The sequence below is a fragment of the Streptococcus gallinaceus genome, from assembly GCF_024170225.1.
Taxonomy (GTDB): Bacteria; Bacillota; Bacilli; order Lactobacillales; family Streptococcaceae; genus Streptococcus; species Streptococcus gallinaceus.
Window position 1 is genome coordinate 18,536 of record NZ_JALJXU010000002.1, and the last position, 26,856, is coordinate 45,391.

Annotated in this window: 29 protein-coding genes and 1 pseudogene; 24 read left to right on the forward strand and 6 right to left on the reverse strand. The window is 37.5% G+C overall.

The window, feature by feature from the left end; translation table 11 throughout:
* The first annotated feature begins 171 nt into the window (after window positions 1–171).
* Window positions 172–1,686, forward strand: coding sequence for a helix-turn-helix domain-containing protein (locus J2T50_RS02535; RefSeq protein WP_253363362.1), 1,515 nt, complete (start codon window positions 172–174; stop codon window positions 1,684–1,686).
* Window positions 1,687–2,089: 403 nt separating this feature from the next.
* On the opposite strand, the gene J2T50_RS02540 is transcribed toward J2T50_RS02535, so the two are convergent.
* Together J2T50_RS02540 and J2T50_RS02545 are read right to left on the reverse strand one after the other, a co-directional pair.
* Window positions 2,090–2,731: a DUF421 domain-containing protein gene (locus tag J2T50_RS02540; protein ID WP_253363363.1), complete on the reverse strand. Its 642-nt coding sequence runs from the start codon at window positions 2,729–2,731 to the stop codon at window positions 2,090–2,092.
* Between the two features lie 3 nt (window positions 2,732–2,734).
* Window positions 2,735–3,184, reverse strand: coding sequence for a DUF3290 domain-containing protein (locus J2T50_RS02545; RefSeq protein ID WP_253363364.1), 450 nt, complete (start codon window positions 3,182–3,184; stop codon window positions 2,735–2,737).
* Between the two features lie 318 nt (window positions 3,185–3,502).
* Between J2T50_RS02545 and rsmD the strand changes: the two genes are divergently transcribed.
* The 8 genes from rsmD to trpB all read left to right on the forward strand — a co-directional run bounded on the left by rsmD (window position 3,503) and on the right by trpB (window position 9,815).
* Window positions 3,503–4,042 (forward strand): 16S rRNA (guanine(966)-N(2))-methyltransferase RsmD, encoded by a 540-nt coding sequence (gene rsmD, locus J2T50_RS02550; protein ID WP_253363371.1) that lies wholly within the window; start codon window positions 3,503–3,505, stop codon window positions 4,040–4,042.
* A 10-nt stretch (window positions 4,043–4,052) separates the two neighbouring features.
* A complete protein-coding gene (locus tag J2T50_RS02555) occupies window positions 4,053–4,346 on the forward strand; it encodes a hypothetical protein (RefSeq protein ID WP_253363373.1) in 294 nt (97 codons plus the stop codon).
* On the forward strand, window positions 4,343–4,825 hold the full coding sequence (gene coaD / locus J2T50_RS02560; protein WP_253363383.1) for a pantetheine-phosphate adenylyltransferase: 483 nt from the start codon (window positions 4,343–4,345) through the stop codon (window positions 4,823–4,825). The genes J2T50_RS02555 and coaD overlap by 4 nt, the downstream gene beginning before the upstream one ends.
* A complete protein-coding gene (locus tag J2T50_RS02565) occupies window positions 4,825–5,874 on the forward strand; it encodes a SepM family pheromone-processing serine protease (protein ID WP_253363386.1) in 1,050 nt (349 codons plus the stop codon). The genes coaD and J2T50_RS02565 overlap by 1 nt, the downstream gene beginning before the upstream one ends.
* 127 nt (window positions 5,875–6,001) lie before the next feature.
* Window positions 6,002–6,586, forward strand: coding sequence for a YutD family protein (locus tag J2T50_RS02570; RefSeq protein WP_253363388.1), 585 nt, complete (start codon window positions 6,002–6,004; stop codon window positions 6,584–6,586).
* 8 nt (window positions 6,587–6,594) lie between these two features.
* Window positions 6,595–7,716 (forward strand): dual-specificity RNA methyltransferase RlmN, encoded by a 1,122-nt coding sequence (gene rlmN, locus J2T50_RS02575; RefSeq protein ID WP_253363390.1) that lies wholly within the window; start codon window positions 6,595–6,597, stop codon window positions 7,714–7,716.
* Complete coding sequence (locus tag J2T50_RS02580; RefSeq protein WP_253363392.1) at window positions 7,716–8,231, forward strand: VanZ family protein; 516 nt, start codon at window positions 7,716–7,718, stop codon at window positions 8,229–8,231. The genes rlmN and J2T50_RS02580 overlap by 1 nt, the downstream gene beginning before the upstream one ends.
* A 468-nt stretch (window positions 8,232–8,699) precedes the next feature.
* Window positions 8,700–9,815, forward strand: coding sequence for a tryptophan synthase subunit beta (gene trpB / locus J2T50_RS02585; RefSeq protein WP_253364039.1), 1,116 nt, complete (start codon window positions 8,700–8,702; stop codon window positions 9,813–9,815).
* A gap of 20 nt (window positions 9,816–9,835) precedes the next feature.
* Here the strand turns inward: trpB and J2T50_RS02590 are convergent, their stop codons facing one another.
* The 4 genes from J2T50_RS02590 to J2T50_RS02605 all read right to left on the reverse strand — a co-directional run bounded on the left by J2T50_RS02590 (window position 9,836) and on the right by J2T50_RS02605 (window position 13,438).
* Window positions 9,836–10,396, reverse strand: coding sequence for a GNAT family N-acetyltransferase (locus tag J2T50_RS02590; RefSeq protein WP_253363394.1), 561 nt, complete (start codon window positions 10,394–10,396; stop codon window positions 9,836–9,838).
* Window positions 10,397–10,420: 24 nt separating this feature from the next.
* Window positions 10,421–11,245: an NAD(+) synthase gene (nadE, locus tag J2T50_RS02595; RefSeq protein WP_253363401.1), complete on the reverse strand. Its 825-nt coding sequence runs from the start codon at window positions 11,243–11,245 to the stop codon at window positions 10,421–10,423.
* Between the two features lie 14 nt (window positions 11,246–11,259).
* Window positions 11,260–12,708: a nicotinate phosphoribosyltransferase gene (locus J2T50_RS02600; RefSeq protein ID WP_253363402.1), complete on the reverse strand. Its 1,449-nt coding sequence runs from the start codon at window positions 12,706–12,708 to the stop codon at window positions 11,260–11,262.
* Window positions 12,709–12,793: 85 nt separating this feature from the next.
* Window positions 12,794–13,438: a prepilin peptidase gene (locus J2T50_RS02605; RefSeq protein WP_253363403.1), complete on the reverse strand. Its 645-nt coding sequence runs from the start codon at window positions 13,436–13,438 to the stop codon at window positions 12,794–12,796.
* A gap of 524 nt (window positions 13,439–13,962) precedes the next feature.
* Here J2T50_RS02605 and J2T50_RS02610 point away from each other — a divergent pair.
* The 15 genes and pseudogenes from J2T50_RS02610 to J2T50_RS02680 all read left to right on the forward strand — a co-directional run bounded on the left by J2T50_RS02610 (window position 13,963) and on the right by J2T50_RS02680 (window position 26,856).
* On the forward strand, window positions 13,963–15,180 hold the full coding sequence (locus J2T50_RS02610) for a trypsin-like peptidase domain-containing protein (protein ID WP_253363404.1): 1,218 nt from the start codon (window positions 13,963–13,965) through the stop codon (window positions 15,178–15,180).
* A 13-nt stretch (window positions 15,181–15,193) separates the two neighbouring features.
* Window positions 15,194–16,084 carry a hypothetical protein gene (locus J2T50_RS02615; RefSeq protein WP_253363405.1) on the forward strand — a complete coding sequence of 297 codons (891 nt, stop codon included), beginning with the start codon at window positions 15,194–15,196 and terminating at the stop codon, window positions 16,082–16,084.
* A 465-nt stretch (window positions 16,085–16,549) separates the two neighbouring features.
* Window positions 16,550–16,774 (forward strand): hypothetical protein, encoded by a 225-nt coding sequence (locus tag J2T50_RS02620; protein ID WP_253363406.1) that lies wholly within the window; start codon window positions 16,550–16,552, stop codon window positions 16,772–16,774.
* Entirely contained in the window at window positions 16,761–16,991 is a 231-nt protein-coding gene (locus J2T50_RS02625; protein ID WP_253363407.1) for a type II toxin-antitoxin system YafQ family toxin, read from the forward strand. The genes J2T50_RS02620 and J2T50_RS02625 overlap by 14 nt, the downstream gene beginning before the upstream one ends.
* Window positions 16,992–17,203: 212 nt before the next feature.
* On the forward strand, window positions 17,204–17,380 hold the full coding sequence (locus J2T50_RS02630) for a hypothetical protein (RefSeq protein WP_253363409.1): 177 nt from the start codon (window positions 17,204–17,206) through the stop codon (window positions 17,378–17,380).
* A gap of 305 nt (window positions 17,381–17,685) precedes the next feature.
* On the forward strand, window positions 17,686–18,105 hold the full coding sequence (locus J2T50_RS02635) for a helix-turn-helix domain-containing protein (protein WP_253363411.1): 420 nt from the start codon (window positions 17,686–17,688) through the stop codon (window positions 18,103–18,105).
* 18 nt (window positions 18,106–18,123) lie between these two features.
* A complete protein-coding gene (locus J2T50_RS02640) occupies window positions 18,124–20,667 on the forward strand; it encodes an SEC10/PgrA surface exclusion domain-containing protein (protein ID WP_253363413.1) in 2,544 nt (847 codons plus the stop codon).
* A 345-nt stretch (window positions 20,668–21,012) separates the two neighbouring features.
* Window positions 21,013–21,723, forward strand: a complete 711-nt coding sequence (locus J2T50_RS02645) for a CPBP family intramembrane glutamic endopeptidase (protein ID WP_253363415.1) — start codon at window positions 21,013–21,015, stop codon at window positions 21,721–21,723.
* Between the two features lie 473 nt (window positions 21,724–22,196).
* Window positions 22,197–22,745, forward strand: a complete 549-nt coding sequence (locus tag J2T50_RS02650) for a hypothetical protein (RefSeq protein ID WP_253363417.1) — start codon at window positions 22,197–22,199, stop codon at window positions 22,743–22,745.
* 70 nt (window positions 22,746–22,815) lie between these two features.
* A pseudogene (locus J2T50_RS02655) lies at window positions 22,816–22,961 on the forward strand (putative holin-like toxin).
* Between the two features lie 205 nt (window positions 22,962–23,166).
* Window positions 23,167–23,418, forward strand: coding sequence for a DUF3850 domain-containing protein (locus J2T50_RS02660; RefSeq protein WP_253363419.1), 252 nt, complete (start codon window positions 23,167–23,169; stop codon window positions 23,416–23,418).
* 473 nt (window positions 23,419–23,891) lie between these two features.
* Entirely contained in the window at window positions 23,892–24,113 is a 222-nt protein-coding gene (locus J2T50_RS02665; RefSeq protein WP_253363421.1) for a hypothetical protein, read from the forward strand.
* 132 nt (window positions 24,114–24,245) lie between these two features.
* The gene (locus tag J2T50_RS02670; RefSeq protein ID WP_253363423.1) at window positions 24,246–25,001 is read left to right on the forward strand and encodes a tyrosine-type recombinase/integrase; all 756 of its coding nucleotides are present in this window, start codon (window positions 24,246–24,248) and stop codon (window positions 24,999–25,001) included.
* 140 nt (window positions 25,002–25,141) lie between these two features.
* On the forward strand, window positions 25,142–26,068 hold the full coding sequence (gene mnmL / locus J2T50_RS02675) for a tRNA modification radical SAM protein MnmL/YtqA (protein WP_253363425.1): 927 nt from the start codon (window positions 25,142–25,144) through the stop codon (window positions 26,066–26,068).
* Window positions 26,069–26,070: 2 nt separating this feature from the next.
* Entirely contained in the window at window positions 26,071–26,856 is a 786-nt protein-coding gene (locus tag J2T50_RS02680) for an aminoglycoside 3'-phosphotransferase (RefSeq protein ID WP_253363427.1), read from the forward strand.

Consider the following 26,856-nt stretch of genomic DNA (forward strand, 5'->3'; position numbering starts at 1 on the left):
TCTCATATTTCTTTTTGAAAAATAGTATGAAAATGGAAACAGTGTGAATATTCCGACTATTCAGTCTCTAATTTATCAGCAAGTTATTGATTTTTAGATGAAAGTGTGATTTACTAGTATGGTTTGGTAGTTTTCACTACCTAGCGCATTAATATTTGATGGAGAATATCTATGCTAGCTAACTATATTGAGCCTGCTATTCTGAATAAAATTTTTTTAATTAATACTCTATTGGAATTTACACATAGTGACTTTTCTGAACTTGTTCAGATTACTGGATTCAGTAAAAAAACAATTCGAGAACTCATTGCCGAACTTCAGCCAGAGCTTGGAGATTTGCTTCAGATTCATATTGATTCTAAACGGATTCACTGTTGTTTATTGTCGAATGCAACTAAGACACAATGTTTGCAACGTATCTATGAGAACTCTCTTTTTTTACAATGCTTGCGTTTTTTATTGACAAATCAGCAACATCTTCCCTATACAGAATTTATCAAGACGCATTATATCTCTGTTCCAACAGCATACCGTTTGAAAAAGCGTTGTCATCATTACCTTGAGACTGTCCAACTTACTATTAAAAATAATTATATTGTAGGTGAGGAATTTAAAATTCGTTATTTACTTGCCTTATTGCAATGTCATTTTGGAATTACCTGTTACAAAATAACTGAAGAAGACCGTATGCTAGTCAAGGAGTTTATTACTGTATCAAATGATCATATCACACCAGAGTTATTGGTATTGATGGAAGAAGAACTTCTTTTTTTTGAGTTTTTAATCATTTTAACGTGGAAACGCCATGTCTTTAGACCATTTTTACCTGCTTCTCGTCAGTTTGATGCATTGAAAAAAATATTTATTTATCAACTGATTCGGACCTATTCAGAACAAGTTTTTGAGCCTCATCTGCAATTAAAATTCGACCAAGTTGATTATGATTATCTGTTTTTAGTGTATTGTACTCGTAACAATCCATTTGCTGGGGATAAGTGGACGCCAGAGCATGATAATACGTTAGCCCAAATTGTTATTCATGAAACCGATATAGCAAAACTATTGCCATTATTTAATCAGTTTTTAGATTCTTCTATAGTATTTTCAAATTTTTTCATTACTAGTATGATTGAATTATTTAGAAAATTCCTATATAATCTTCAACAGTTTCTCCCTGAGGATCGCTTAATTGATAAATATCTAAACGATAATTGTTCACCACTTTATAGAAAAAACAGAGAACTTCTCAGTAAATGGATGACGGAATTGGGCTATGAAGGGGAGATTAGTCCTAAACATCTGAATTTACTAACTGTTCAAATTAGACAATTACTGAAAACTCAACTTGCCCGTATATCAGTAGTGCTATGTTCTAACAACGATGCTAATTTACTCATGTTTGAAAGTTGGCTACATCAACACTTACCTGAAAAGTCTACAAGGATTATTCCCTTTAATTTCAACAATGACAATGTCAAATTGTTAAAAGATATGGAGAGTGCTGTGATTATTGCTGATCAAAAATACATTCCTCTCTTAAAAAAGGTGTGTGCTACAAATAATAACATTATCTTCGATTTAGCAGTTTACACAAAGGAACATCGTTTGAAGCATATTTGTGAAGCGATTGAAATGCAACGCCAGCAGGCCTACCTCCAGTTTATTAGTAGGCGATTAGAGATATAGCAATGAAAGTATAATTTTTCTACCAATTGTCAAGGATATCAATAGTTTTTTGAACTAGTTTTCGGTAATACAGTAGATTTATCAAGTCTACTGTATTTTTGAATACTTAAAGTTTTAAAATCTGCATCTTCTCATATACCATATGAATTTTTGATAAGGTGTCATAATGATAAAGTATAGCGAAACAGTATTGATTTTTAGTTTATTGATAGTTGATAGAGGTTAGAAGCCTTGTCAGCCACCAGTATAGCTGGTGATTTTATTGTTTTTCACTTCATGAAAAACTGGCTTGAAGCCATAATAAAAGCCCGTAGTTACGGGCAATAGTCAAGTAATATAAGCATAAATTGAACGTTTTTAGACGTCACTTTATGGATTGGATGGTTATGATTTTTAAAATTCACTAAGTTGACCTTTTAGAATAGGGTGTTATATATAGTTGCTTGTTCTGATATTCTGCTAAAAAAATCTCTCTTGCGGATTTGAAACCTTGTTTATTAAGGGTGTTGAATAACCATTCTTCTTTTTGATTAATCAGTTCAAGGACATCATAATTGATGTATCCGTTACTAATAAGTGGAAATTTGGGACTTTCAGAATTCTTATCTAAAATTGTTAACTTTCCATTTGGTTCCATAATAGCACTTTTAACATCCTTGGTAGTGCTAACCCCCTCCATTCTTAAATGAAGCATCAGTTGGTCTGCTGATAAGCCAACTTGAGCACAATTTTCAACATTAACCTTACCATTTTTTATTAACATCACAGGATTTCCAACGATAATAGCTCTGATTATTTTATTATTAATTAATAATTTTATAATAACCACTACCAAAGACCAAATCAATAAAATGATGAGAAAAGTTAAAATTGAAATAGAATTATTATAAATGATACCACCAATAATACCACCAAGAACATAATTTTGAATCTGATTAAGTGGAGTGTTTACAGAGAATTCATACTTCCCTAAAATATGAATTTGTAGAATCATGACAAGAATTCCCAAAAGAAATTTAATACTTACTAAGAGATACATATTCATCAATTATTTTCCTCCGTTAATATAGACATGATGATCAATCACATGTGTGCGTTCAAGTATATAAGAATTATTATCGTCATTAAGATGAACAGTATAATCTTTCGTATTGTAACGTACAATAATACCATCCTTTAATATTGTAGAATTAACTAAAACATCTTCTGGCAAAATATCATTATCGGTAGCAACACTTTCGATAAATTTTACCAAGATCTGAGATTGTGAAAAATCATGATTATTCTGCCAATAGTCTTCAACTTGTATACCTAAAAGGATTAATATCAGAACCACAATTCCGATACTGATATCTCGCAAACGCGTTTTCAGTCTATTACGCATATAATGAAGGCTTGTAAGCATGACAATCACAAGTAACAGAATCAAAGTTACAGATCGAAAGATTAGATTAAATGATTGATTTTGTGTGATATATTCCAAATTATAAAAATTCATACTATTTCCTCAAATTTTTGATTTGTTATAATAATAACTCAAATTAAGATGAATTTCAATTTCTCCTCTTCATTCTCTGAAGAGTTCGGAATTCCATAATCATAACCGCCATTTGACAGATATTTGTGTTTTTTCAATATGTAAGTTCGAATCCTTCATATACGTTGCTAATATTATTTTGAAATGGGTATCTATATGTTTATCTTATATAAGATAGACAGGTATCCAAAAGTTTTACGAATCAACAAGGCATCGTCACTATATACTACTAACCTTAGTGTGTTTTATTTTAGATGGCTTTTTGCTATAATACTAGGTATGAGAATTGTTTCTGGGAAATATGGCGGGCGTCCGCTGAAGACTTTAGAAGGTAAGACCACACGACCGACCTCTGATAAGGTAAGGGGAGCCATGTTCAATATGATTGGTCCTTATTTTGATGGGGGGCGGGTTCTGGACCTGTTCGCAGGTAGTGGCGGTTTGTCTATTGAGGCTGTTTCGCGCGGAATGGATGAGGCAGTTCTTGTCGAACGGGATCGGAAAGCGCAAGCCATTGTTCAAGAAAATATCCGTATGACCAAGGAAGAGAGTCGGTTTCAGTTGTTGAAGACGGAAGCGAATCATGCTTTGGGGCAATTAGACGGACAGTTTGATTTGGTTTTTTTAGATCCTCCTTATGCTAAAGAAGAAATTGTAGCCAATATTGAAAACCTGTGTCAGCAGCAGCTATTGGCTGAGGATGTCATGGTGGTCTGCGAGACGGATAAGTCCGTTGACCTACCAGAAGAAATTGCAGAATTGGGCATTTGGAAGCAAAAAACATATGGCATTAGTAAGGTAACGGTTTATGTGAAGTAGGAGGTGCAGGATGCATCCACTCTTTTGGGGAATACTAGCCTTTGCAATCGGCGTATTCATCTATCTATTGTTGCATTTGAAGAAATTAGAAGACTGGATAAAGGGCTATCACTTGAAAAATCAAGAGGGGGTAGGGGCGCTGTCCAAGAGTCGAAATCCATTTTATCTATTTTGTATCTTTGTGTCCGCATCGGCCAATGTGATTAGCTGGCTCTACAATGGACTTGACCGTTATACCTTATTAGGGTTACTGCCAACTTTACTTTTTTGTTACTTGTATTTTTGCCAAGATGAGGACAAATGATGAAAAAAATCGGGCTATTTACAGGATCCTTTGACCCAATTACCAAGGGGCATGTGGATTTGATTGAACGAGCGAGTCAACTTTTTGACCAGCTTTACGTTGGTATTTTTTACAATAAAGCGAAGCAGGGCTTCTTTCCCGTGGAGGAACGGCTGGAAATGGTAGAAGCTAGCCTTGCGCATTTGAAAAATGTGACGGTGATCACTTCGTCAGACCAGCTAGCGGTAAGCGTTGCAGAAGAACTGGGTGCTACCCATTTAGTGCGGGGCTTGCGCAATGGAGCAGATCTTGCCTATGAGATGTCCATGGAGTTTTACAACCAAGCCTTATCTCAAAAGCTAGATACCATCTATCTCACGTCCAAGCTGGCACATCGGGAAATTTCTTCATCGGGGATTCGGGAGTTGCTTCATTTTGGCGCTGCGATTGATGACTACGTACCGCAGGCAGTGGTGGCCGCATTAGAAAAGGAAAAATAATGAAAAAACGAAATAAAGTATTACTGTTTACATCAATTGGTATAGCGACTGTGCTCTTATGGGTAGCCTTCATTTTCCCGCTTCCTTATTACGTTGAAAGTCCCGGCGGGGCATCGGATATTCGCTCAGTTTTGACGGTGAAGGATAAGGAAGATAGCGCTAAGGGCTCCTATAATTTTGTCTATGTGCAGGTGAAAAAAGCGACGGCAGTTCAATTGCTTATGGCCTATTTTGACAAAAACTCAGATATCTACACTGAAAAAGAAATGACAGGTGGCTCAAACAGCGAGGATTACTACCGTATCAGTCAGTTTTACATGGAAACCTCCCAAAACATGGCCAAGTACCAAGCGCTGAAATTGGCTGGTGAGGAAGCGTCCATGGACTTTTTCGGGGTATATGTCCTAAATGTAGCGGATAATTCAACCTTCAAGTCCGTCTTGAACATTGCGGACACTGTAACGGGTGTCAACGGAAAGACCTTTAAAAGTTCGAAGGAATTGATTCAGTACGTTGGCGGCTTAAAAATCGGCGATGAAGTCAGTATTCAATACGTGAGTCAAGACCAAAAACTGAGCGCAAATGGTAAAATCATCAAGTTAGAAAACGGTAAAAATGGTATCGGGATTGGACTTGTAGACCATACAGAGGTCAAGAGTAAGACACCGATTCAATTTGAAACTGGCAATATTGGTGGACCAAGTGCGGGACTCATGTTTACTCTAGCTATCTATACTCAGCTAGCCAACCCTGATTTGCGTGCTGGTCGGACGATTGCGGGGACAGGGACCATTGAGCAGGACGGTTCGGTTGGTGATATTGGCGGAGCGGACAAAAAAGTGTTATCAGCGGCAAAAGCTGGAGCAAGCATTTTCTTTGTTCCCAACAACCCAGTTGAAAAAGAAGTGCGAAAGGTTAAGCCAAACGCCAAGACCAACTACGAAGAAGCTCTGGAAGCAGTCAAAGAAAACAAGTTGGATATCAAGGTGGTTCCTGTCAAAACAGTGCAGGATGCGATTGATTACCTAGAAAAAACAAAAGGCGAGTAGTAACTCGTCTTTTGTTCTTGTCATTGCGGTTAATTGTCTGAAAATTATCATGGACGGCAAAAGCTCTGCAAATTTTCCTAAAATACGATATAATGAATAAATTAGAGACTCTAGTAAAGGAAATGAAATGAAGAAAGAGATTTCTCCAGAAATGTACAATTACAACAAGTTTCCTGGTCCCAGTTTTGCACGGGTCGGAAATAAGGTTGTAGCAGAAAATATTGAATTAGAATTAGTTGAAGATTACCGAGAAGCCTTCGACCAGACAGTTTTTGGTCAACGTTTTTCCCAGCTTATGCTGAAATTTGACTATATCGTTGGGGATTGGGGTAATGAGCAGCTGCGCCTCAAAGGATTTTATAAGGATGAGAAGGCTATGAAAACAGATATCAAGATTAGCCGTCTCGAGGATTATTTGACCGAGTTTTGTAACTTTGGCTGTGCCTATTTTGTTTTAGCAAATCCAAATCCTCAAGAAATGCCAGCTGAGCCAGAAGAAAAACTAAAACGTCGCCGCAATCGTACGAATCGAAATTCCGGTCAGTCTAATGGCAAATCTAAAAATCAATCACAAGGACGACATTTTACGGTCAACGAAAAAACAGATCCAGCCAAGAGACAGGAGCAGGATCGCCGTCAAAAACGAGATAAGAAAAAGTCAAACCGTGAAATTCAAGAAGCCAAGCGTGGCTTTGTCATTCGCCAGAAATAAGGAGCAACATGAAATCATCTATTTATGCCCTCACACGCCAACAATTAGTGGAGTGGGCACTTGAAAACAACGAGAAAAAATTCCGTGCCACCCAAATTTGGGAATGGCTCTATCAAAAACGCGTGCAGTCATTTGAAGAAATGAGCAACTTGCCAAAATCCTTGATTGATAAATTAGATGCACAATTTGTATTCAATCCATTGAAGCAACGGATTGTCCAAGAGTCCAAAGATGGAACGGTTAAGTATCTCTTTGAATTGCCAGATGGCATGCTGATTGAGACAGTTCTGATGCGCCAGCATTATGGGATGTCTGTCTGTGTAACGACGCAAGTTGGGTGTAATATTGGTTGCAGTTTCTGTGCCTCAGGCTTGATTCCAAAGCAACGTGACTTGACCAGCGGCGAAATCGTTGCGCAAATTATGCTCGTTCAAAAATACTTTGACGAACGTGGCCAAGGAGAACGTGTCAGCCACATCGTTGTCATGGGGATTGGCGAGCCGCTAGATAACTACGACAACGTGATGAATTTCCTCCGTGTTGTCAATGATGATAAAGGCCTGGCTATCGGTGCTCGTCACATTACGGTATCGACTTCTGGTTTGGCACCAAAAATCCGTGAATTTGCTCGCGAAGGTGTGCAGGTTAATTTGGCAGTTTCTCTTCATGCACCAAATAACGATATTCGTTCACGCATGATGCGTATTAACCGTCGCATTCCAATCGAAGAACTCTTTGAAGCTATTGAAGATTACATCCAAGTGACCAATCGCCGTGTGACCTTTGAGTACATCATGCTCAATGAAGTGAATGACGGTGTGGAGCAAGCTCAGGAATTAGCTGACTTGACTAAGCGCATTCGGAAGTTGTCTTACATTAACTTGATTCCCTACAATCCAGTTTCTGAGCATGACCAGTACAGTCGTTCCACTCCAGAACGTGTGGCTGCGTTTTATGATCGTCTCAAGAAAAATGGAGTTAACTGCGTGGTGCGTCAAGAACACGGTACAGATATCGATGCAGCTTGCGGACAGTTGCGTTCAAAAACTCTCAATAAAGACCGTGAACGTGCAAAAGCTCGTATTGCAGCTGCCAACGCCAAAGCAGGAATTCGGGAGATTCAACCCTAATGTCTATCTTTTTTCAGCCAAACGGTCAATTGACACCGTTAGGAAGAAAAGTCACAGGATATCTAGCTGGAGCCTATGCTCTGGCTATTTCTTTCATGTGTTTTCTTCCGCAGCATTTTCTACCAAATCCAAAAGGATTTTCAACGCCAGGAATTGTGCAAGTCGGTCGCTTTTATTTTCTGCCAACGCCCTTTAACAGCCTTGTAAATGGGCATGAAGTCCATAGTCTCAAGGGGATTTTCTATATTTTTCTGCAAAATATTAGCAATGTTTTCTTGCTGTTTCCACTTGTGCTAGCCCTTATTTTTCTCTTTAAAAAATGGCAGAGCACAAAGACAGTTGTTCTTTATAGTTTTTGCATCAGCTTAGGTATTGAGTGTACGCAGCTACTTCTAGACGGTCTTATGGATGCAGGACGTGTTTTTGAAATTGACGACCTCTGGACCAATACATTGGGAGGACTGTTGGCTTATCTTTTTTATCAGCAAATACAAAAAATCATAAAAAAGACTTGACAGACTAAGATTCAAGCCGTATAGTGTTACTCAATCAGAAAAGTACTAGACGAAAGTTTTCAGGGAGCTTGAGATATGGGGACATTCTAGACAATTCCCATAAGTGAGGTGGCACCGCGGATTTTCGCCCTCGCATACTATTTAGTATGCGAGGTTTTTTCTATTCCCCTTAATGAAATAAGGAGCATTGCACCGCCATTGAATTTAAGGGAATTGACGCAGTTCGAACACAGTGAGAACTACGAACCTTACATTCTTAAAGCTTGCAAGTTCGCAGAAGGTAGCAGGGGGTAGAAGATGAATTTCACGATAAAGGAGAAGTGATATGAACAAACGATGGCGTCTGAAAGTTGGAAAAATAGTGTAAATAAACTGTAAAAAGAGTTTCAGCAATAAGGAGAAAATTTGTTATGACAGTAGAAAAAGGATTTTTTTGGTCAATTTGGTGGTAGTTTTGTTCCTGAGCCAATTCAGGCACTTTTGGATGAATTGGAGACAACATTTGAAACCTATAAAAATGATTCAGAATTTTTGGAGGAATACCAGCATTATTTGAAGGATTATTCTGGTCGTGAGACGCCACTTTATTTTGCAGAGTCCTTGATCAATCACTTGGGCGGTGCAAAAATCTACCTCAAGCGGGAAGATTTGAATCACTTAGGCTCGCATAAATTGAATAATGTCTTGGGACAAATTTTGCTGGCTAAGCGGATGGGAAAATGTGTTATCGCAGAAATAGGAGCGGGTCAACACGGAGTTGCTACTGCAGCAGCCGCGCCACGATTTGGAATGGAATGCGATGTTTATATGGGGGCGGAAGATGTGGAGCGTCAGCGCTTAAATGTATTTCGGATGGAGATGATGGGAGCGCGTGTCCATGCTGTAACAGAAGGAACGGCTACCTTAAAAGAGGCAGTAGATGCAGCCTTTGGTGCTTGGATGGCAGATTTGGATGCATTTTTTGTCTTGGGATCGGCAGTTGGTCCCCATCCCTATCCATCCATTGTTCATGAATTTCAGAAGGTTATTTCCATTGAGTCACGACGTCAGATTTTAGAAATAGAAGGACGTTTACCAGACTTGGTCATTGCGTGTGTCGGGGGCGGTTCAAATGCCATTGGAGTTTTTTCACAATATGTCAATGATGCTGAAGTCGGCTTGGTGGGAGTAGAAGCTGCGGGGCGTGGTGTGGACACGGACAAGCATGCCGCAACAATGACCAAAGGAACCGTCGGAATTGTTGATGGGATGAAAACGATCGCTCTGTTCAAGGAGAATGGAGAAATTGCGCCGGTTTACTCTATTTCAGCTGGCCTAGACTATCCTGGAGTTGGTCCGGAACACGCCTTTTTCAAGGAAAGTGGCCGCGTAGAGTATGTGTCGGCTCGTGATGCTGAGGCGGTTGAGGCCCTGTTAACTCTCAGTAAAACGGAAGGGATTCTACCTGCCATCGAGAGTTCTCATGCTATTGCAGAAGCCATTAAGCGAGCACCTTTGATGGATAAAGAGCAAATCATCATCGTCAATGTTTCTGGTCGTGGTGACAAGGATGTGGTTGCGGTTGCAGATTATTTAGAAAAATAAAAAAGGACAATGTGTCCTTTTTATTTTTTTGTGAAATCTTCTCTTAAAATAGCGTATTCTGAAATGTCCACTAAATTTCCTTTTAGATTAGCAGCTTGACGGAAGGTTCCTTCGTATTTCATCCCTGCTTTGTTCATAACACGGCCAGATGCGGGATTTTCTGTTGCATGAATGGCAGTGATACGATTGCAGTTGACTTCTTGGAATAAAAAGTCAATGACAGTTTTCAAAGCCTCTGTCATTAGGCCTTGTCCCCAATAATCTTGACTGAGAATATAGCCCAGTTCACAGGATTGAGTTGCTTGGTCGCTATCAATAACACTAATATCTCCAATCACAAAATCAGGTTGGTCTTTAAACGCAATAACCCAGTGGAGAAAGTCTGGTTGGTCATAGCTAGATGTCCATTCCTTCAAGAGTTGCCTTGTAAAATCAACACTTTCGTGGGCAGACCAAGTGACATAGGTGACATTTTCAGGGTGAGAAGCCCAGTTGTCAAACATGAGTTGTGCATCTGCTAAGGTGTAAGGTCGGAGCAACAGACGATCGCTTTCTAATATCGGTATACCAGTGAAATTCATAGATTTTCTCCCTGTTACTTTTTATTATTTCCAAAAATCATCGAAGACTGTAATGGGCAAGTGACGCTTGTGGGCTGTTTTTTTCCACCAATTTTCAATGATTTCCTGCGCTTGAGGACTTACGGTTTTGCCTTCCAAATAATCATCGATGTCATTGTAGGTCACGCCGAGAGCGACCTCATCAGCAAGTCCGGGCTTGTTTTCTTCGAGGTCCGCAGTTGGAATCTTTTCATAGATGGCTTTTTCAGCACCAAGCGCGGCTAAGAGAGCCTTTCCTTGGCGTTTATTGAGACGGAAAAGTGGCAGAACATCTGCACCACCATCACCAAACTTAGTGAAGAAACCAGTGATATTTTCTGCGGCATGGTCCGTACCGATGACGGCTCCTTTATGCTCACCAGCAACGGCATATTGGGTAATCATGCGTTGGCGGGCCTTGATATTGCCCTTGTTAAAGTCAGAAATGCTCAATCCGGCTGCTTCAAGTGCGGTAACTTGACCATCAACGGCTTCCTTGATATTTACCGTCAAGCTCACGTCTGGTTTGATAAAAGCCAGCGCACGCTGTGCATCGTCCTCGTCGGCTTGGATGCCATAAGGAAGACGAATGGCGATAAATTGATAAGCATCGTCACCTGTTTCAGCGCGCATTTCTTCAATAGCAATCTGTGCCAGACGACCAGCGAGACTGGAATCTTGACCACCAGAAATTCCTAAGACATAACTTTTTAAGAAAGGATGTTTTTTCAAGTATTCTTTTAAAAAGTCAATCGAACGACGAATTTCTTCTTGTGGATCAATGGTAGATAGGACGCCGAGTTCACGAATAATGATTTCTTGTAATGTCATGTTTTCTCCTATTTTTACTTACCGAGGGCTTGTTTGCGGACGGTGTCAATGAGATTCATCTTATGGTCCCAAACATTTTTTGCCAGGTCAACAGGGTAATCTTGTGGATTCAAGACCCGCTTGTACTCATCCCATAATTTATCAAATTCCTGATGGGCATAATCTTGAATATCCTGAAGACTAGGCAGTTGATAGACCAATTTCCCCTGGTCAAAGATAGGAACAAGGAGAGGCACCGCGTCAAAATTTGTGACGGTTTTGTTAATGTAGGTATAGGTAGGGTGGAACATGTGGATGCTGTCCATATGAGCCACATCTGTATCTGCAAAGGTAATGTAATCCCCTTCGGACTTCCCTTTTTCGCGGGAAGTGATGCGCCAAACTTGCTTTTTACCGGGAGTTGATACCTTCTCAGCATTTGAGGACAATTTAATGGTGTCCTTCATTTGACCGTTTTCGTCTTCGATAGAGACAATCTTGTAGACGGCTCCTAACGCTGGCTGATCATAGGCGGTGATGAGTTTGGTGCCGACGCCCCACACATCAATTTTTGCCTTTTGCATTTTGAGGTTGAGAATGGTATTTTCATCCAGGTCATTGGAAGCGTAGATTTTTGCATCGTGGAAACCAGCATCATCCAATTGCTGACGAACTTTTTTCGAAATGTAAGCCATGTCACCAGAGTCAATGCGAACTCCGAGAAATTGAATCTTGTCACCTAACTCCTTTGCTACCCGAATTGCAGCTGGAACGCCCAGTCGCAAAGTATCGTAGGTATCAACAAGAAAGACACATTTTTTGTGAGTCGTCGCATAAGCCATGAAGGCATCATAGTCATTGCCAAAAGTCTGTACGAGAGCATGGGCATGTGTACCAGAAACTGGAATGCCAAACATCTTACCAGCCCGAACATTGGATGTGGCACCCGCTCCACCGATGAAGGCAGCCCGTGTACCCCAGATGGCAGCGTCCATTTCTTGGGCGCGACGTGTTCCGAATTCTAGGAGTGGCTCGTCCTCGATAACCGTTTTGATACGGCGGGCTTTGGTCGCAATTAAGGTCTGGTAATTGACAATGTTGAGAATGGCAGTTTCCACCAGCTGGCATTGGGCCAGTGGACCTTCGATTTGCATGATGGGTTCATTGGCAAAAACCAAGTCGCCTTCTTTAGCCGAACGAACGGTCAGTTCCATTTTGAGATTGGCTAGGTAATCTAGGAAATCCTCAGGATAGCCTTGCTCGCGGAGGTAGTCGATATCTGTTTCAGAAAAATGCAAATCCGATAAATATTGGACCACTCTTTCTAGCCCAGCAAAGACGGCGTAGCCATTTTCAAAGGGTTGCTTACGGAAGAAAACTTCAAAAACAGCATGCTTATTATGAATATTTTTTGTAAAGTAGACCTGCATCATGTTGATCTGGTAGAGATCGGTATGCAGCGTCAAGCTATCATCCTTGTACATAGGTATACTCCTTTATATACAGAACATTATAGCATAAAAATCCACCGAAAGGTGGATTGTCTCGTTTGTCAGGAGTTAGGAATCCTTAGAAAATCAGCAAAACAGGGATGCTTGCTAGCCACAGGAAAGGAATGAAGGGAAGTGCCTTTCTATAAAAATAAAAATAGGTTACCAGCCCTAGAATACTGCTGATTTGGATGAGCCAAAGTAGGTTGGTGTAGGGAAAAATGAGTGCCAAGGTAGCAAGGTAGAGCAAGTCGCCGGAGCCAATTTTTAAATTCACTTTTTCAGCTAGGTAGGCTAAGGCCAGAAAGAAGAAAAATAACCAATTGAGCGAAGAAAAGAGCAGTGCAATAAAAGTTAAGACAAGCCAAACAACTAGCGGGTATTCGCGGTGTTTGATGTCATAAATACCCAAGACAAGTCCCGTCAATAAGACGCAAGAAGTGGCAAAAGATAGGACTTGATAAGCAGTTAGGACGACTAGAAATGCTGACGAAATCTCCAGTAAGAGATACCAATAAGGAATCTTGGCCTGGCAATAACGGCATTTGGAATGGGTAGAAAGTTGCGAGACAATCGGAATCAAGTCCCAAGCCTTGAGCTGTTTTTTGCAATGATTGCAGTGGCTGGCTGGTGCGATGATGGATTGCTGTGGGAAACGGTCGATGACAAGCCCTAGAAATGAACCAAGAGATGCCCCGAGAAATAGGAATAATAATATCTTCATACTTATTTATTCGTTAATTTATCCGAAAAAAGAAAAAAATAGTAAATTTTGCTATACTATTTTTATTTCATAAATTATTATACAATCTCTTAAAATAGCCAGTTTTGAAGTATATTTTTTAGAATTTATATAGAGATTAACCAAAACATTAACCAAGCAATGTGGGTGATACTAACTTAAATATAGAATAAAAAAATATTGAGGATAATGTTTTTTATTGTGTGTTTAAGTTGGAATAAAACGTTCATTTGTGTTGTAACCTATTTAAGTTGTTCTTTAGTAAAGAAACCTTCCTTCTGGGTGTTGTAATAGTCTTGCATTTTAGCGCCGTTCTAATTGTTGTGGTGGTGATTACAATGATATCTCTCTGAGATGTTTTTTAATCCCCTTAAGTGGTAATTTCATTTTAGAAGGTTCTTTTGAGCAAATAGTAGAAATTTTTATACCAAACAACAAGATGTACGTTGAAAAGGCTCTCAAAGTGTGCTACAATTCTTGTGGAAATTATAAAAAGAGGTAGATATATGTTAAAGAAATACTTATATTCTGGATTGCTTTTGTTAACTATTACGACTTGCGTGGGTACTGTTATAAAAGCAGAAGAAACACCAGTAAATGTTGCCGATCAAGAACAGGTAGTAGAAAATGAAGTTTTTGAACGAGTTTTTGGAGGTGATAATAGGGTAAATATTACTGATACAACTAAAGGTTTTTTTCCTAAAATTGTTAAAATTGAAGGGGTAGGATATTATTCTGCAAGCGGTAGCTATGTGCCTCTTACGGGTACAGGTACATTGGTTGCTAGTGATGTTGTGTTGACTTCTGCTCATGTCGTATATTCAGTTGAGAAAAATGAATATTTTACAGATATTAAAGTTACACCAGCAACTTCTGATGGAAGTGTGCTGTTTGGTGTAAGTACTGCTACTGTAATTAAAATAAATCCAGCATATTCTTCTAATCCAAGTCATCAGAATGATTATGCAGTTATTAAGTTATCAAAACCACTTGGTACAAAAACAGGTTATCTAACGTTATCAACTAATATTCAATCAGGAGATTATGCTCAAACAGCGGGGTATCCAGGAGATCGTCCGGGTCAAATGGTGTTTGCTTCAGGAAATATAGACACTCTTTCAGATAGCGAATTGAATTATAAAATTGATACAAGGGGGGGACAAAGTGGTAGTCCTATTTTGAACGCTGATAATGAAATTGTTGGTGTTCATAGTGGTTTCAACCGAGATATTACTAATCATGCAGCTAGAGTTACATCAAGCATGCTTGAACTTATTAATTCAGTGAATCCTTCTTCAGGAGTTGTATCATTTACTAAATCTGAGCCTACCGCATCATCCCCTGTTTATCGTTTATATCATAAGGGCTTAAAGAGACACCATTATACATCAAATTTGAATGAAAGAAATACACTAATTTCTAAGCATGGTTGGGGTGATGAGGGTGTTGCATGGAAGACAGGAGATGTCGCCCCTGTTTATCGTTTATATAATAGAGCTACGAAAGACCATTTATTAACTACAAGTATGAATGAAGTCCAGAAGTTGCAGAATTTTGGCTGGATTAATGAGGGTGTAGTTTTTCAAAGTGGTACTGGAGTAGATGTTTTTAGATTATATAGTCAAGTTACAAAAGAACATTTTTATACAGCAAATGTAGACGAAAAAAATCAGCTAATCAGTGTGGGCTGGAAATATGAGGGAGTAGCTTTTAAAGCGAATTAGTTAGGAGGAAAATATGTTGCGTAATATTATGAAAAGTGTAGTTCTTTTATCACTTTGTAGTGGAGCAATACTTGGAGGAGTAGATTTCTCTGAATCAAGAGTTGGTCAGGTAGTTTCTGCGGAGGAAACGGCAAAAACTGAATTTTATAGTAAAGGCGGAGCAGAGTTTGAAGCCGGAACTTTTAAGTTCAATCTTCAAGTGGGTGAGCAGGGACAAATCCGCCGTCCTCAGGATTCTCCATTAAAAGATTTTCTCTATTCTTTTAACATGACGGTAGAAGATCCATCTATTATTTCTTTTGATGAACAAGGGAATTGGGTAGCCTTAAAACCAGGAAAGACAAAGATTATTGCGGATTTTCCTTCTGGAGATAATGAACAGTCAAGACGATTTAATGAAGAACTTCAGCGAAATTCAGTTAATTTAAGAGTAGATGAAGTAGCAGTGGTCTGGGAAGTCACCGTAGTAGCAGCGGATGTCCCATATGTTCCTATGTATCGTCTCTACAATCCCAATAATAAAGAACATTTTTATACAGCAAGTAAAAATGAAAGAGATACATTGGTTCGTATTGGTTGGGGAAAATACGAAGGTGTCGCATGGAGAGCGCCTAAGGAAGGAAGAGAAGTTTATCGATTGTATAATCCGATTCTGAAAGATCATCATTACACGATGGATCAAAATGAGGTAAAAGTTTTAACAACTAAACATCATTGGCGAAATGAAGGTGTTGCATGGTATTCAGATGGAAGTCGTCCTGTTTATCGCCTTTTCCATCAAGGGTTAACATCAGGTTCTCATCATTATACAATGAGCGAAAATGAGGTCAGAGTTCTTCAGACTAGGGGTTGGAGATACGAAGGCGCTGCTTGGTATGGAGAGTATGAAGAGGTATTTGAATAGTCATTAGTGTTAATTGGCACTTAATGGATTCAAAAAAAGAAAAGTAAAGACTTATATTTTATATAGAGGTAGGAACAGCGTTCTTGCCTCTTTTTATTTTGGATAAAAAGCTCTCGTTTTAACTAATAGTTCCTGCATTCCAAATCTTGAGTGAGGTAAATTGACAAGTATGCGTTGTAAAGAGGAAAATGTGAGTGATACTAACTTAAATATAGAATAAAAAATATTAGGAATAATACTTTTATTGTGTGTTTAAATTTGAAACAAGCATGTATTTATGTTGTAATTATATTACAAATGAAATAAAGGGGTATGGTTATGACTACAAAGAATTTTCAAAAAAGAGTTGATGCGGATTTGTTAGATAATGTATCAAAAATTTATGCTTCTTTAGGTACAAGTGTACAAGAAGCGTTTGTCATGTTTTAAAAAAAATCTGAGCAGGTTAGAGGGTTACCTTTTGAATTGAAGGAAACAGTATATATTGATAAAGACCATAATATTCATATTGATACACGTTACAATGATACAGACATGTATATTCGGACACGTGATATTAGTGAATATAATCAGGAGACACAAGATTCTGTTAAGGAATATATGAGAAATTATGCTCAAAATGAAATTAGTCCAAGTAAGCAAAGTGTATCAGATTTTTTTAGAGAGGTAAAAGAAGATGTTGACGTATGAGTTTACCAATCGTTATCGCAAAGATTTAGCAAGAATCAAAAAAAGAGGAATTAGTCTTGAACCAATAGAAGAAGCGGTTCAGAAAATTATTCGAGATGAAGAATTGGGATATGAATACAAGAAACATGCTTTAGAGCCTAAAAAGCAAATTCCTAAAATTTGGGAAATTCATATAGGTGGAAGAAATTCAGATTTGTTAATGTTATGGTTTTATTAAATAGGCAATCGATAATTATATTAAAAAAACACTAAAAAATGGGTTTCGTCCTGGCAGTGTTTTGTTTCATGTTGGATGGATTGTCTGTTTTATTGATTAGAAAATTGAGATTAAGAGTAGTAGCTGGTAAATGGAGTTTTATCGGCTTTTTTGTAATTATAGAGAGGATTAAATATGGCTAAAGGAACTTTGTTGGAAAAAATAGTTTTGTAATGCGCATTCATCAAGCAACCGCAACGCATCCTGAAAATGGGGAAGAAATTGATATTTCTATTACTGGTTGTACTTCAGCTATTACCTATAAAGGACGAGTGGTCGTTTGGGACATTCAAGAAATGATAAATGAAGCAGTAGACTTAATTGAATCAGAATTGAATAAAGAAAAATGAGTTTTGATATATGAATAAATACATAGCACGAATGAAAGATTCTACAGGAGGATTTAATTATTCTTTAATGGATGAAAGTTTGGAAGGTGCTGATAAGTAATTCATAAAATTGGCTTTATATTGAAATTGTAGACTGGTATTAGTAGTTTTAATTTTCTAATCAATAAAACAGACAATCCTTAGTTTAGAATAGTTCTCGGTTATCAAGATTGGTATGGGTTTTGTCCTTTGATGCTGATAGCTATTTTATAAAGGGGAGAAAATTTCCTATCCGTTCTTCCCTCTGTAAGATAAGGAGATTTTAGATGTTAGATATTGCGACAAATTTGAAACAACTTCGTTTAGATAAAGGAATTGAGATTCCTCGTATAGCAAAATGGCTAAATGTACAGGAACGTACCTATAAACGGTATGAAGATGGTACACGTACACCTGATATTGAAACATTGTATAAAATATCAGATTTGTTTTGTGTTACTGTAGACGATTTAGTCCGTTATATTGATAAGAATACAGGTTCAGTAGATAGAAGTCTTGTTCTTTCCTATAAAGACTTGGTTGAATTGGGTCTGCATCTACGATTAGCTCATGGTCTGATTGCAGAAGTGTTTAGCAAGTATACTTATGATGAAGTTCCTAAGATTAGCAACGACAGTAAAATTAAGTATATTTATAAAAAAGATGTTATAATTTTGTTAAAAAAACTTAGAAACAAGCTTGGTTAAATAAAAAGGAGATATAAAATGAAAAAATCAAAAGTTCTTAGTGCAGTTTTAGTTTGCGGATTGTCTTTAAGTTTGGCAAATAGCGTATTTGCTGAAGAAACACCTACTGTACCAGTTAAACCTGCTGATAGTTCAACTGAGAAAAGCGATAATGTGGTTACAGATAAGCAAGTCAAACTTGCTGAAGGTGAATATAAAAACGCTAAGTCTGCTTATGATACCCAGGCAGGTGTTGTTAAAGGGGTAAGCGGAACAGTTGCTGGTGCTACTAAAGATATAAATGGTGCATTAAGCAAGCTTTCGGAAGCCAAAGAAGTTGCTGGTCAAGCAACTCCTGAAAACATTGATACTGCCAAAGCTGAGGTCAAAACTGCCGAAGGTGGTGTTTCAACTGAAGAGAAAAATCTCACAAAAGCACAAGAAATCGAAAATGAAGCTGAAGCACGTGTTGATAATCAAATAGGTGTAGTTGCTGAATCAGGTAAGCAAGTTAAGACTGCTGAAGATGAAGTTAAGACTGCTCAAAATGGTGTTGATACTGCCAAAGCCATACTTGATGGCACTGGCGCTCAGAAAGTCATTGATGAAGCAGAGAAGGCAGCTAATCAACTAACAATTGATGAAGCAAAGCTCGTCGAAGCACAAGTCAAGGCTGATGAAGCTAAATTTGCTGATGGTGACCGTCAGTTACAAATTGACATGGCTACAATTGACCGTGACAGTAAACAAGTAACGTTGACTATTGCTGAAACGCGTCAAAAAACTGCCACTGAAAACTTGGCAAAATCTACTAAAGCAGTTGAAGAAGCTACACCAAAATTGGCAACGTTGAAAAATGCGGTTGATGGTATCAATACTATCAAAGTCTCAGTTGAATATGTTGAAGCCTTGAAAGAATACAATCGTCTTTTGTCTGCTACTGATGAAGCGAGTAAGCAACAACGTAAAGAAGTTTTTGCTAAATTACAAGCTATGTCACCAGCTGAGTACAAAAACAATACTTACAAAGCAAATAAGAATGATTCAACTACAAAGATTGATACAAACAATCTTTCAGAAGAAAACTTGAAAGAGTTGACCTTCTTTGCACAAGAGTTAGTGAACGATATTCGTAAAGCTTTTGGTCATACAGTCGTTTCAGTAAGCAATGGTTCAGTAAAATTCGCTGATGGTGTAACAGACCATTATGTTGCAGATAAATGGATATATTCTGATGTGGAAAAATATGGACATGATACTTACGCTATCAATCAAGCAGCCAAAGAAGCAGGACTTTCTTATGATGAAAAAGTTCTTGCAACAGGTTTGGTGCGAGAAAAACAAGCTCAACCGTATGAAAACATGGTGAGCCTTGGTCTTGAAACATCAACCATTTCAATGGCGGAAGCGAAAGAATTAGTCTTTACTTCTGTTCTTGATTTCATGTTTAATGGTGATGAATTTGCACATGCACGTTCAATCGCTGGATTCAGTTGGGGCAAGGCTATTGACAAACAGTATCTAGGAGTGGATGTATCTAATCGTTCAGGAGTAACAGGTATTCATTATCTATTAGTTTCATCTGACCAGATTGATTCAGTTTCAGCGACTAAGTTTGATTCAACTGAAATTGCTAATCCTATTAGTAAAGAAAAAGTATTGTCAGATTATCAAACTTTCCAAAAACAATATGAAGGTTTGGTATCAACTCGTGAAGCTGACAAAGTAACTCTTGCAACTGCGGCTAAGGCAGTGGCAGAAGCTAAAAAAGCCTTGACCTCTGCGCAGGAAGTTTTGAAACGTGCTGAAGCTATTAAGGTTCTTTCTCCTGAAGCACAAACAAAACTTACTGAAGCACAAAAACAAGCTGAAGCTAGTCGTCTTGCAAATGCAAAAGCACAAGAAGCTTTGAAAGTTTTGGATGCGGATGTAAAGGCTAAACAGAAAGTCTATGATGAAGCAAAAGCGAAGCTTGCTGAAAAGGAAGCTAAACTTGCTGAAGCAAAACAAGTTTTTGCGAAAGAGAGTCAAGAATTAATTCGTTTGAAGAATGAAGTGAAATTGGCTGAATCAAAATTGGCGGATGTGAAAGCTAGTTTGGCAACTGCGAAGCAAACACTTGCTGAAAAGTTGGCTCGTGTTGATAAATTGATTCATGCTCCTGAAGAATTAGAGAAAGCTTTGACTGCTTATGCAAAAGCAGAAAAAGCTTATAATGAAGCTATCTCTACATTAACACTTGAAAATGACAAGTTAGTTAGCTTGCAACAAGACCGTGATGCCAAATTTAAGGTATGGCAAGATTTACTTGCGAAGTACAATAAGCAAGAAGAAGCAAAACAAATGGCAGAAACCTTGAAACGTGCTGAAGAAGCACAAGTACGTGCAAAAGCAGAAAGCAATTCTGAGACAGTTCAGCTTTCTAATCCTACTAAAAAAGGGACAACTCCTAATTTGAATACAACAGTTAAATCTTCTGTTTTACCTCACACTGGTGAAACAAAATCTGTTCTTCTGCCACTTGGTATGTCAATTATGGTAGCTATGTTTGGTCTCTTTGTAGCTGGTCGTAAAGAAAATTAAGATATTTATTGAAACTAGGAAGAATGAAAATTCTTCCTTTTTTATTGAGTAATAAATTAGGGAGGAAATTGGATGTTTTGTATACACAAGATTAGGGATAATCATTCCTATAGAAAAAATTAGTTACAAAGATTTCAAAGAATTAGGGAGTATTAAAGTTTATGTAAATGAGGAATCTGTTAAGTTATACCAAGCACAAAGCGATCAATACACAAAATTTAGTTTAGCATCAATTTTAGGAATTCCCTATTGGCAAATTAATGTTTTTTTTGTTACAATCTATCTATCAGTGCCTCTTGAGAGGTGATAATAAATTAGAATGCTTTAATGAATTGGGAGGTTTTAATGATTCAACAACTTTTTAAAAAGAGTAATAAGACTAAAAATATTGTCTGTATAACAGTTCTTTTTTCTCTCATATGGACAACATTAGCTCGTATTTTTTCATCACTTACGGGTGTAACATACAACACTTCATTTTTAAATAGCGTTAGTTCATTTCTGAGTGTTGCGGTACCGATGTTCATGACAGTTCTGTTATTTCTTTATTTTGTAAAACAAACAAAAGGACTTGTTTATATCAAGGAATTGTACTCAACAAAACATAAAGAAATTCAAAACCCATATCTTAAAATAATAGCCTCAATTATTGTGATTGCAATGCTACTATTCGCTTGTTACAATTTTTATACAAATATGGGGTCAATTATCAAAAACTGGAATAGCGATTCACTTCCTCGTATTCTTTCTTGTTTGATATCAGCTTTGTGTGTGGGAATGACAGAAGAGACTATTTTCCGTGGTTTTTCATTAAGAGAACTTCGCCAAAATAATAATGAATGGACATCTTTTATAGTTCAACAAATTTTGTTTGGCTTTTGGCATTTACCAAATGTCATCATAGGAGCTCCATTTCTCCAATCATGTTTTCAAGTATTGTTTGCAATAATTCTAGGTACAGGATTATACTTATCATTACGTGTCACACGTTCACTTAAGGGAGCAATTCTTTTCCATGCTTTCTGGGACTTCGCATTATTTATCGCAATTACTTAATCGTAAATAAATATTCAAATCTAAAAAATCTGAGTTATATCCTCTAAAGTTAGATATAAAATCTAATTTTAGGGGATATTTTTTATAAATTTAAAATCACATCATCATCTTGATAAAGTTCATAATAAAATTTTACTCGTTGTACTAGTTAATAACAAAATATCTTAGTTTGTAAGCAAGTAGGATTTAGTTGTAATCCTATTCTTCCTCTAGCTCATACTTGCTCAATATTGAATAGTATACAAATCTAATATTATGGATAGAAGATGGTGCCACAATTTTGTTTAGGTATTTACAGTGTATATGTTTTTTACAATAATGTTTTTATTTTGTTTTGTCTGTTGGTTAATAAAAGCAAAAGCTGTGGCAGGGTTAAGTTCTGAAATAATTAATGAATTTATAATTTACTACTGTCATTTTCTATGAATATTTTTAGTTGGTCTGTACCATAGAGATTACAAAGGAGTAAAGGTATGAAAAAGGTAGAAGTTTTAGTGCTATTAGCTTGTACAAGTCTATTGATGAATGCTTGTACAAATAAAAAGAAAGAAACAGGAATGAAGGTATCACGACAATCAAGTGTAGTTAAAAATGTGGATTCCTCTTCGAGTTCGAATAGTTCGATTCAGACAGCTAGTCAATTAGAGTTTGCAAAAGAATTTATGACAACTTATATTGAACAGTCGATTGATCTTGTGAAGTTGAAAGAAAAAGAAAAAGCCTTAAAAGGCTATAGAGGGTATTCTTCGCTTGATTCAGCTATTCAATCAGTTTCATCATTACAAGTAGAAATAGTTGACTATCAAAAGACGAAGGAGATACGAAATATGGCAAGTGTAACTCTTGTCGAGCGTGAGTTACAGAATGTGACTGTTTATCAAAATGGCGCTTTGTATTTTGCGGATGTATCTTATTCTGAAAGTAGTCCGGCTTATGCAGGGAAATTTGATAGACGAAGACAGTTTACATTTAAAATTCAAAATGGAAAGATTAACCAATTTGAAGAAGTTATGTATAAATAAAGTTATGCTATAATAGTTAGTGCAGAAAAGTTAAGACGGTGGCTCTGATTTCTGAAAGGTGGTGGTGCTTATGAATGTAAGTGCTAAAATCCAAAAAGAAAGGAGCGAATATTGTCGGTTTACGAGACAATGCAACTCATACTTGGGTTTGGTAGTTTTCTACTATCACTCATTGGTTTGATGGTTGTTATCGTAAAAATGAGCAATAAAAAATAACCGTCTATAACTTTGGTCGAGTTAACGGTTATTTTTAACCAATAAATATGCCACCGTCTTAAACGGTTCTGCAAGGGGTAGTTGTTTCCGCAACTACCTTTTTCTATAATTATTATATATCAGGAATACAGAGTTGTCAAATTGAAGCACTTACCGTACATGGGTGGGTGCTTGCTTTTATTCTTTGCTAGGAAGGAAATTATATATGAAAACGCATATCTTAAAAATATTACCTAACTTTTTTGAAGATATTGTGTCTGGTAAAAAAACATTTGAGTGCCAATATAATGATAGAGGCTATCAAATTGGAGATTGTTTGTATTTAAAGGAATATGATATTGAAAGTAATCAATATTCAGGTCGAGAAATGTTAGCAAAAATCAGTTATACATTACAAGATTTTGTTGGGCTAAAAGAAAACTATATAATTTTAGGTTTAAGTGATATTATGGTCTGATACTGTATAGAAAGATTTTGATAGGCAAGTCAGAAATGACTTGTTTTTTGTTTTGTTCGGTATTTAGTTGAAAAGATGGGAATACCTGGTTTGAAAATTAGAATGAAATCCGAACTTAAACCTGTCTGAAGATAAGTGATATGGTGGTAAAAAATGAATGATGGAAAGGGTTAATAATGAGTGATTTAATGTTAGAAAGAAAAAAAGGAGAAAAATTATCATAACTATCCTGATAAGTCTGTAGTAAAAACAGAGTTATTAAGTTATTTTCCGATGTCAACGGCAACTTTAAGCCGAAGATTGCGAGTGATGCGAACGTATAAGCAGTTTAGAGATGTAGAGATACGAAGTGGTGGTAAATTGCTTATAAATGTACGTGGATTTTTTGAATTTTTACTTTTTTGGATAAAAAAGGGGATGTGGTATAATAGGGTGTTAGTTTTCACCCGCAAATCTATTCAAAGGAGAAGCGGATGTTCGATAAAAAGTTGCCTAGTGGAAAAGTTAGGTATTACCAAAAATTCTATAATGAAGAGGAGGAGAAGTGGGAACAAGTATCATGTACACTTGCAAGTAAAAGTAGAGCAATGCAGGCTAAAGCAAGAGAGATACTTGAAGAAAAAATTGAAATACGTTTGCAAAAGAGTGACAAAAGGTTATCTTGTGAAACAGTTAAGGAAGCCTTACATGAGTAGCTTCTTATCCGAAAAGTTGAGCTGAAGCAAAGCACTTATGACAGACAGTTAGATATGCTGAATCCGTATTTGAGACAATATGGTGATGTGAAGTTATCAAAAATAACTTCAATTAGCTTACAGAAGTATCTGATGAATAAAAATTGGTCTAAACAATATCGTGTGTTAGAAAAGGTTGTATTATTTAGATTCTATAAATATTGTTACGAAGTAGGTTTGATAAATGAAGATATTACACAAAAAGTTGTGCTTCCAAAGGTTAAGAAAACAATAGAAGATGTTCAAAAAGCAAAAGAGAAATTTTTAGATCGAGTAGAGATGAAGAAATTTCTAGATTATTTGAAAAAATATGATAGCAACAAGGTGTTTCGCTTATTTACTGAATTTATGTATCTTACTGGTTTGCGTTTTGGCGAAGCTACGGCTTTGCAGTGGGAGGATATAGATTTTGATAATCAAAAGTATACTTTGTATAGTAAAAGTAAACAAGAGTATATATTGACAACTCCTAAAACTATCAATTCGTATCGGAAGGTTGATTATAACAATCGTGTAAAAGAAATTTTTATGGAATTGATTGGGATGGCAGGCAAGGTAGAGGGCTTTGTTTTTTTGCATAATCAAGCTCCTATTTTGAATACAACTTTTAATCATTATTTGAATACAAAGTTTAAGCTCTCTAAAATTGAAAAAAGTGCTACTTTTTCAATGACCAGTCATGTATTACGACATTCTCATATAAGTTTATTAGCTGAATTAGAAATACCTATTAAAGTTATTATGGAAAGAGTGGGGCATGGAGATGAAAAGACAACGTTGTTGATCTATAATCATGTGACTGCGACTATGAAATACAATCTAAAGTCGAAATTGGAACTTATAGAGTAACCAAAATTTAATCAAGAACTTGATGAAGTGTGATAAAATCTGGTAAGGTATGATAATTTGAAAATATATGAAAACGCTGTTGTGATAAGGATGGATAACCTATGGTAAAGCGTGATAAGAAAGGACGGCTATACTATTTTATGAAAAAACGATATCGAACTGTAAATGACTATTACCGAGAACTATTTGGAGAAAAGATTTTCAAATTGCCCATTGATGCGGGTTTTGATTGTCCTAATCGTGATGGTACGGTGGCAAAAGGTGGCTGTACCTTCTGTACGGTTTCGGGGTCAGGAGATGCCATTGTAGCTCCTGAAGCACCGATTCGGGAGCAATTTTATCACGAAATTGATTTTATGCATCGGAAGTGGCCAGAAGTTACCAAGTACTTGGTTTATTTTCAAAATTTTACCAACACCCATGAAAAAGTAGAGGTTATTCGTGAGCGGTATGAGCAGGCCATCAATGAGCCTGGAGTGGTGGGTATTAACATCGGGACCCGTCCAGATTGCTTGCCAGATGAGACCATTGCTTATTTGGCTGAATTGAGTGAACGCATGCATGTGACAGTTGAATTGGGCTTGCAGACGATTTATGAGCACACTTCAGAGCTAATTAACCGGGCCCATTCCTATGATTTGTATAAGGAAACGGTGGCTCGTGTACGTGAGCTAGCACCCAAAGTGGACATCGTCTCCCACTTGATCAATGGACTTCCAGGAGAAACCCATGAGATGATGGTTGAAAATGTCCGTCGTTGCGTGACTGATAACGATATTGACGGCATCAAGCTCCACCTGCTTCACCTCATGACCAATACACGCATGCAGCGTGATTACCATGAAGGACGCTTGCGGTTGCTCAGTCAGGAAGAATACGTGTCCATCATCTGCGACCAACTGGAGATTATTCCTAAAGAGATGGTGATTCACCGCATCACGGGAGATGCACCGCGTGATATGTTGATAGGTCCCATGTGGAGCCTCAATAAGTGGGAAGTGCTAAATGCTATTGACCAAGAGATGGAAGCGCGTGGTTCATGGCAAGGATGTAAAGTAGGAATGTAAATATGAAGAAACAGCTCATCAGGCTGGACGACCAAGTACCAGCAGAATTTCACCCTCTGTTAGCGCAAGCAAAAGCAGTTTATGACAGTAGTAGTTCGCCACAAGCCAAGGTTTATTTTATTGACGGAGATGGGGGATATTTTTTAAAAAGAGCCCCCAAAGGCAGTCTTCAGAGAGAAGTAGATGCTACCGATTATTTTTTCAAGAAAAACTTGGCGCCAGAAGTCTTGGGCTATATCTCTGAAGAGGAGGACTGGATGCTGACAGCTAAGGTGGATGGAGAGGACACTAGTTCCCCCATTTACTTGGCAAATCCAAAGCGCTTGTGTCAGGTTTTAGCGGAATCCATGCGAAAATTACACAGCATAGATGCTGCAGATTGCCCCATCGTGGACAATGTCGATCGCTATCTAGAGAACGTGTATAAGGGTTATCGTCAGGGAAATTTTGAAAAGAAATACCTATCTAGTCAGCAAGAAGAGCTAGGAAGAGACGAGGCCTTTTTGCGAGTGCAGGAAATTGATCCATTTTTACAAAAAGATGAGCTGATTCATGGGGATTTTTGTCTGCCAAATATCATCTTGAATGATTGGCAATTTCAGTCATTTATCGACTGCGATAGCGGTGGCTTGGGAGATCGGCATATTGACCTTTACTGGACCCTGTGGTCTCTCCAAAGAAATCTAGGCACAGATGCCTATCGAGATTATTTTTTAGATTGCTATGGGAGAGAAGCCATCAATTTAGCATTACTAGAAGCAATTGCTTGCTTTGAAGTATTTGGGTAA

What these genes read in the sequence shown, in the direction of transcription:
- rsmD (WP_253363371.1), top strand. Translation starts at nt 3,503, where the DNA reads ATGAGAATTGTTTCTGGGAAATATGGCGGGCGTCCGCTGAAGACTTTA.
- J2T50_RS02610 (WP_253363404.1), top strand. Translation starts at nt 13,963, where the DNA reads ATGTTAAAGAAATACTTATATTCTGGATTGCTTTTGTTAACTATTACG.
- mnmL (WP_253363425.1), top strand. Translation starts at nt 25,142, where the DNA reads ATGAAAAAACGATATCGAACTGTAAATGACTATTACCGAGAACTATTT.
- J2T50_RS02670 (WP_253363423.1), top strand. Translation starts at nt 24,246, where the DNA reads ATGAATAAAAATTGGTCTAAACAATATCGTGTGTTAGAAAAGGTTGTA.
- J2T50_RS02665 (WP_253363421.1), top strand. Translation starts at nt 23,892, where the DNA reads ATGTTCGATAAAAAGTTGCCTAGTGGAAAAGTTAGGTATTACCAAAAA.
- J2T50_RS02540 (WP_253363363.1), bottom strand. Translation starts at nt 2,731, where the DNA reads ATGAATATGTATCTCTTAGTAAGTATTAAATTTCTTTTGGGAATTCTT.
- J2T50_RS02555 (WP_253363373.1), top strand. Translation starts at nt 4,053, where the DNA reads ATGCATCCACTCTTTTGGGGAATACTAGCCTTTGCAATCGGCGTATTC.
- J2T50_RS02565 (WP_253363386.1), top strand. Translation starts at nt 4,825, where the DNA reads ATGAAAAAACGAAATAAAGTATTACTGTTTACATCAATTGGTATAGCG.
- coaD (WP_253363383.1), top strand. Translation starts at nt 4,343, where the DNA reads ATGATGAAAAAAATCGGGCTATTTACAGGATCCTTTGACCCAATTACC.
- J2T50_RS02630 (WP_253363409.1), top strand. Translation starts at nt 17,204, where the DNA reads ATGCGCATTCATCAAGCAACCGCAACGCATCCTGAAAATGGGGAAGAA.
- J2T50_RS02680 (WP_253363427.1), top strand. Translation starts at nt 26,071, where the DNA reads ATGAAGAAACAGCTCATCAGGCTGGACGACCAAGTACCAGCAGAATTT.
- J2T50_RS02640 (WP_253363413.1), top strand. Translation starts at nt 18,124, where the DNA reads ATGAAAAAATCAAAAGTTCTTAGTGCAGTTTTAGTTTGCGGATTGTCT.
- J2T50_RS02645 (WP_253363415.1), top strand. Translation starts at nt 21,013, where the DNA reads ATGATTCAACAACTTTTTAAAAAGAGTAATAAGACTAAAAATATTGTC.
- J2T50_RS02660 (WP_253363419.1), top strand. Translation starts at nt 23,167, where the DNA reads ATGAAAACGCATATCTTAAAAATATTACCTAACTTTTTTGAAGATATT.
- nadE (WP_253363401.1), bottom strand. Translation starts at nt 11,245, where the DNA reads ATGACATTACAAGAAATCATTATTCGTGAACTCGGCGTCCTATCTACC.
- rlmN (WP_253363390.1), top strand. Translation starts at nt 6,595, where the DNA reads ATGAAATCATCTATTTATGCCCTCACACGCCAACAATTAGTGGAGTGG.
- J2T50_RS02535 (WP_253363362.1), top strand. Translation starts at nt 172, where the DNA reads ATGCTAGCTAACTATATTGAGCCTGCTATTCTGAATAAAATTTTTTTA.
- J2T50_RS02570 (WP_253363388.1), top strand. Translation starts at nt 6,002, where the DNA reads ATGAAGAAAGAGATTTCTCCAGAAATGTACAATTACAACAAGTTTCCT.
- J2T50_RS02590 (WP_253363394.1), bottom strand. Translation starts at nt 10,396, where the DNA reads ATGAATTTCACTGGTATACCGATATTAGAAAGCGATCGTCTGTTGCTC.
- J2T50_RS02580 (WP_253363392.1), top strand. Translation starts at nt 7,716, where the DNA reads ATGTCTATCTTTTTTCAGCCAAACGGTCAATTGACACCGTTAGGAAGA.
- J2T50_RS02600 (WP_253363402.1), bottom strand. Translation starts at nt 12,708, where the DNA reads ATGTACAAGGATGATAGCTTGACGCTGCATACCGATCTCTACCAGATC.
- J2T50_RS02625 (WP_253363407.1), top strand. Translation starts at nt 16,761, where the DNA reads ATGTTGACGTATGAGTTTACCAATCGTTATCGCAAAGATTTAGCAAGA.
- J2T50_RS02615 (WP_253363405.1), top strand. Translation starts at nt 15,194, where the DNA reads ATGTTGCGTAATATTATGAAAAGTGTAGTTCTTTTATCACTTTGTAGT.
- J2T50_RS02545 (WP_253363364.1), bottom strand. Translation starts at nt 3,184, where the DNA reads ATGAATTTTTATAATTTGGAATATATCACACAAAATCAATCATTTAAT.
- J2T50_RS02650 (WP_253363417.1), top strand. Translation starts at nt 22,197, where the DNA reads ATGAAAAAGGTAGAAGTTTTAGTGCTATTAGCTTGTACAAGTCTATTG.
- J2T50_RS02635 (WP_253363411.1), top strand. Translation starts at nt 17,686, where the DNA reads ATGTTAGATATTGCGACAAATTTGAAACAACTTCGTTTAGATAAAGGA.
- J2T50_RS02605 (WP_253363403.1), bottom strand. Translation starts at nt 13,438, where the DNA reads ATGAAGATATTATTATTCCTATTTCTCGGGGCATCTCTTGGTTCATTT.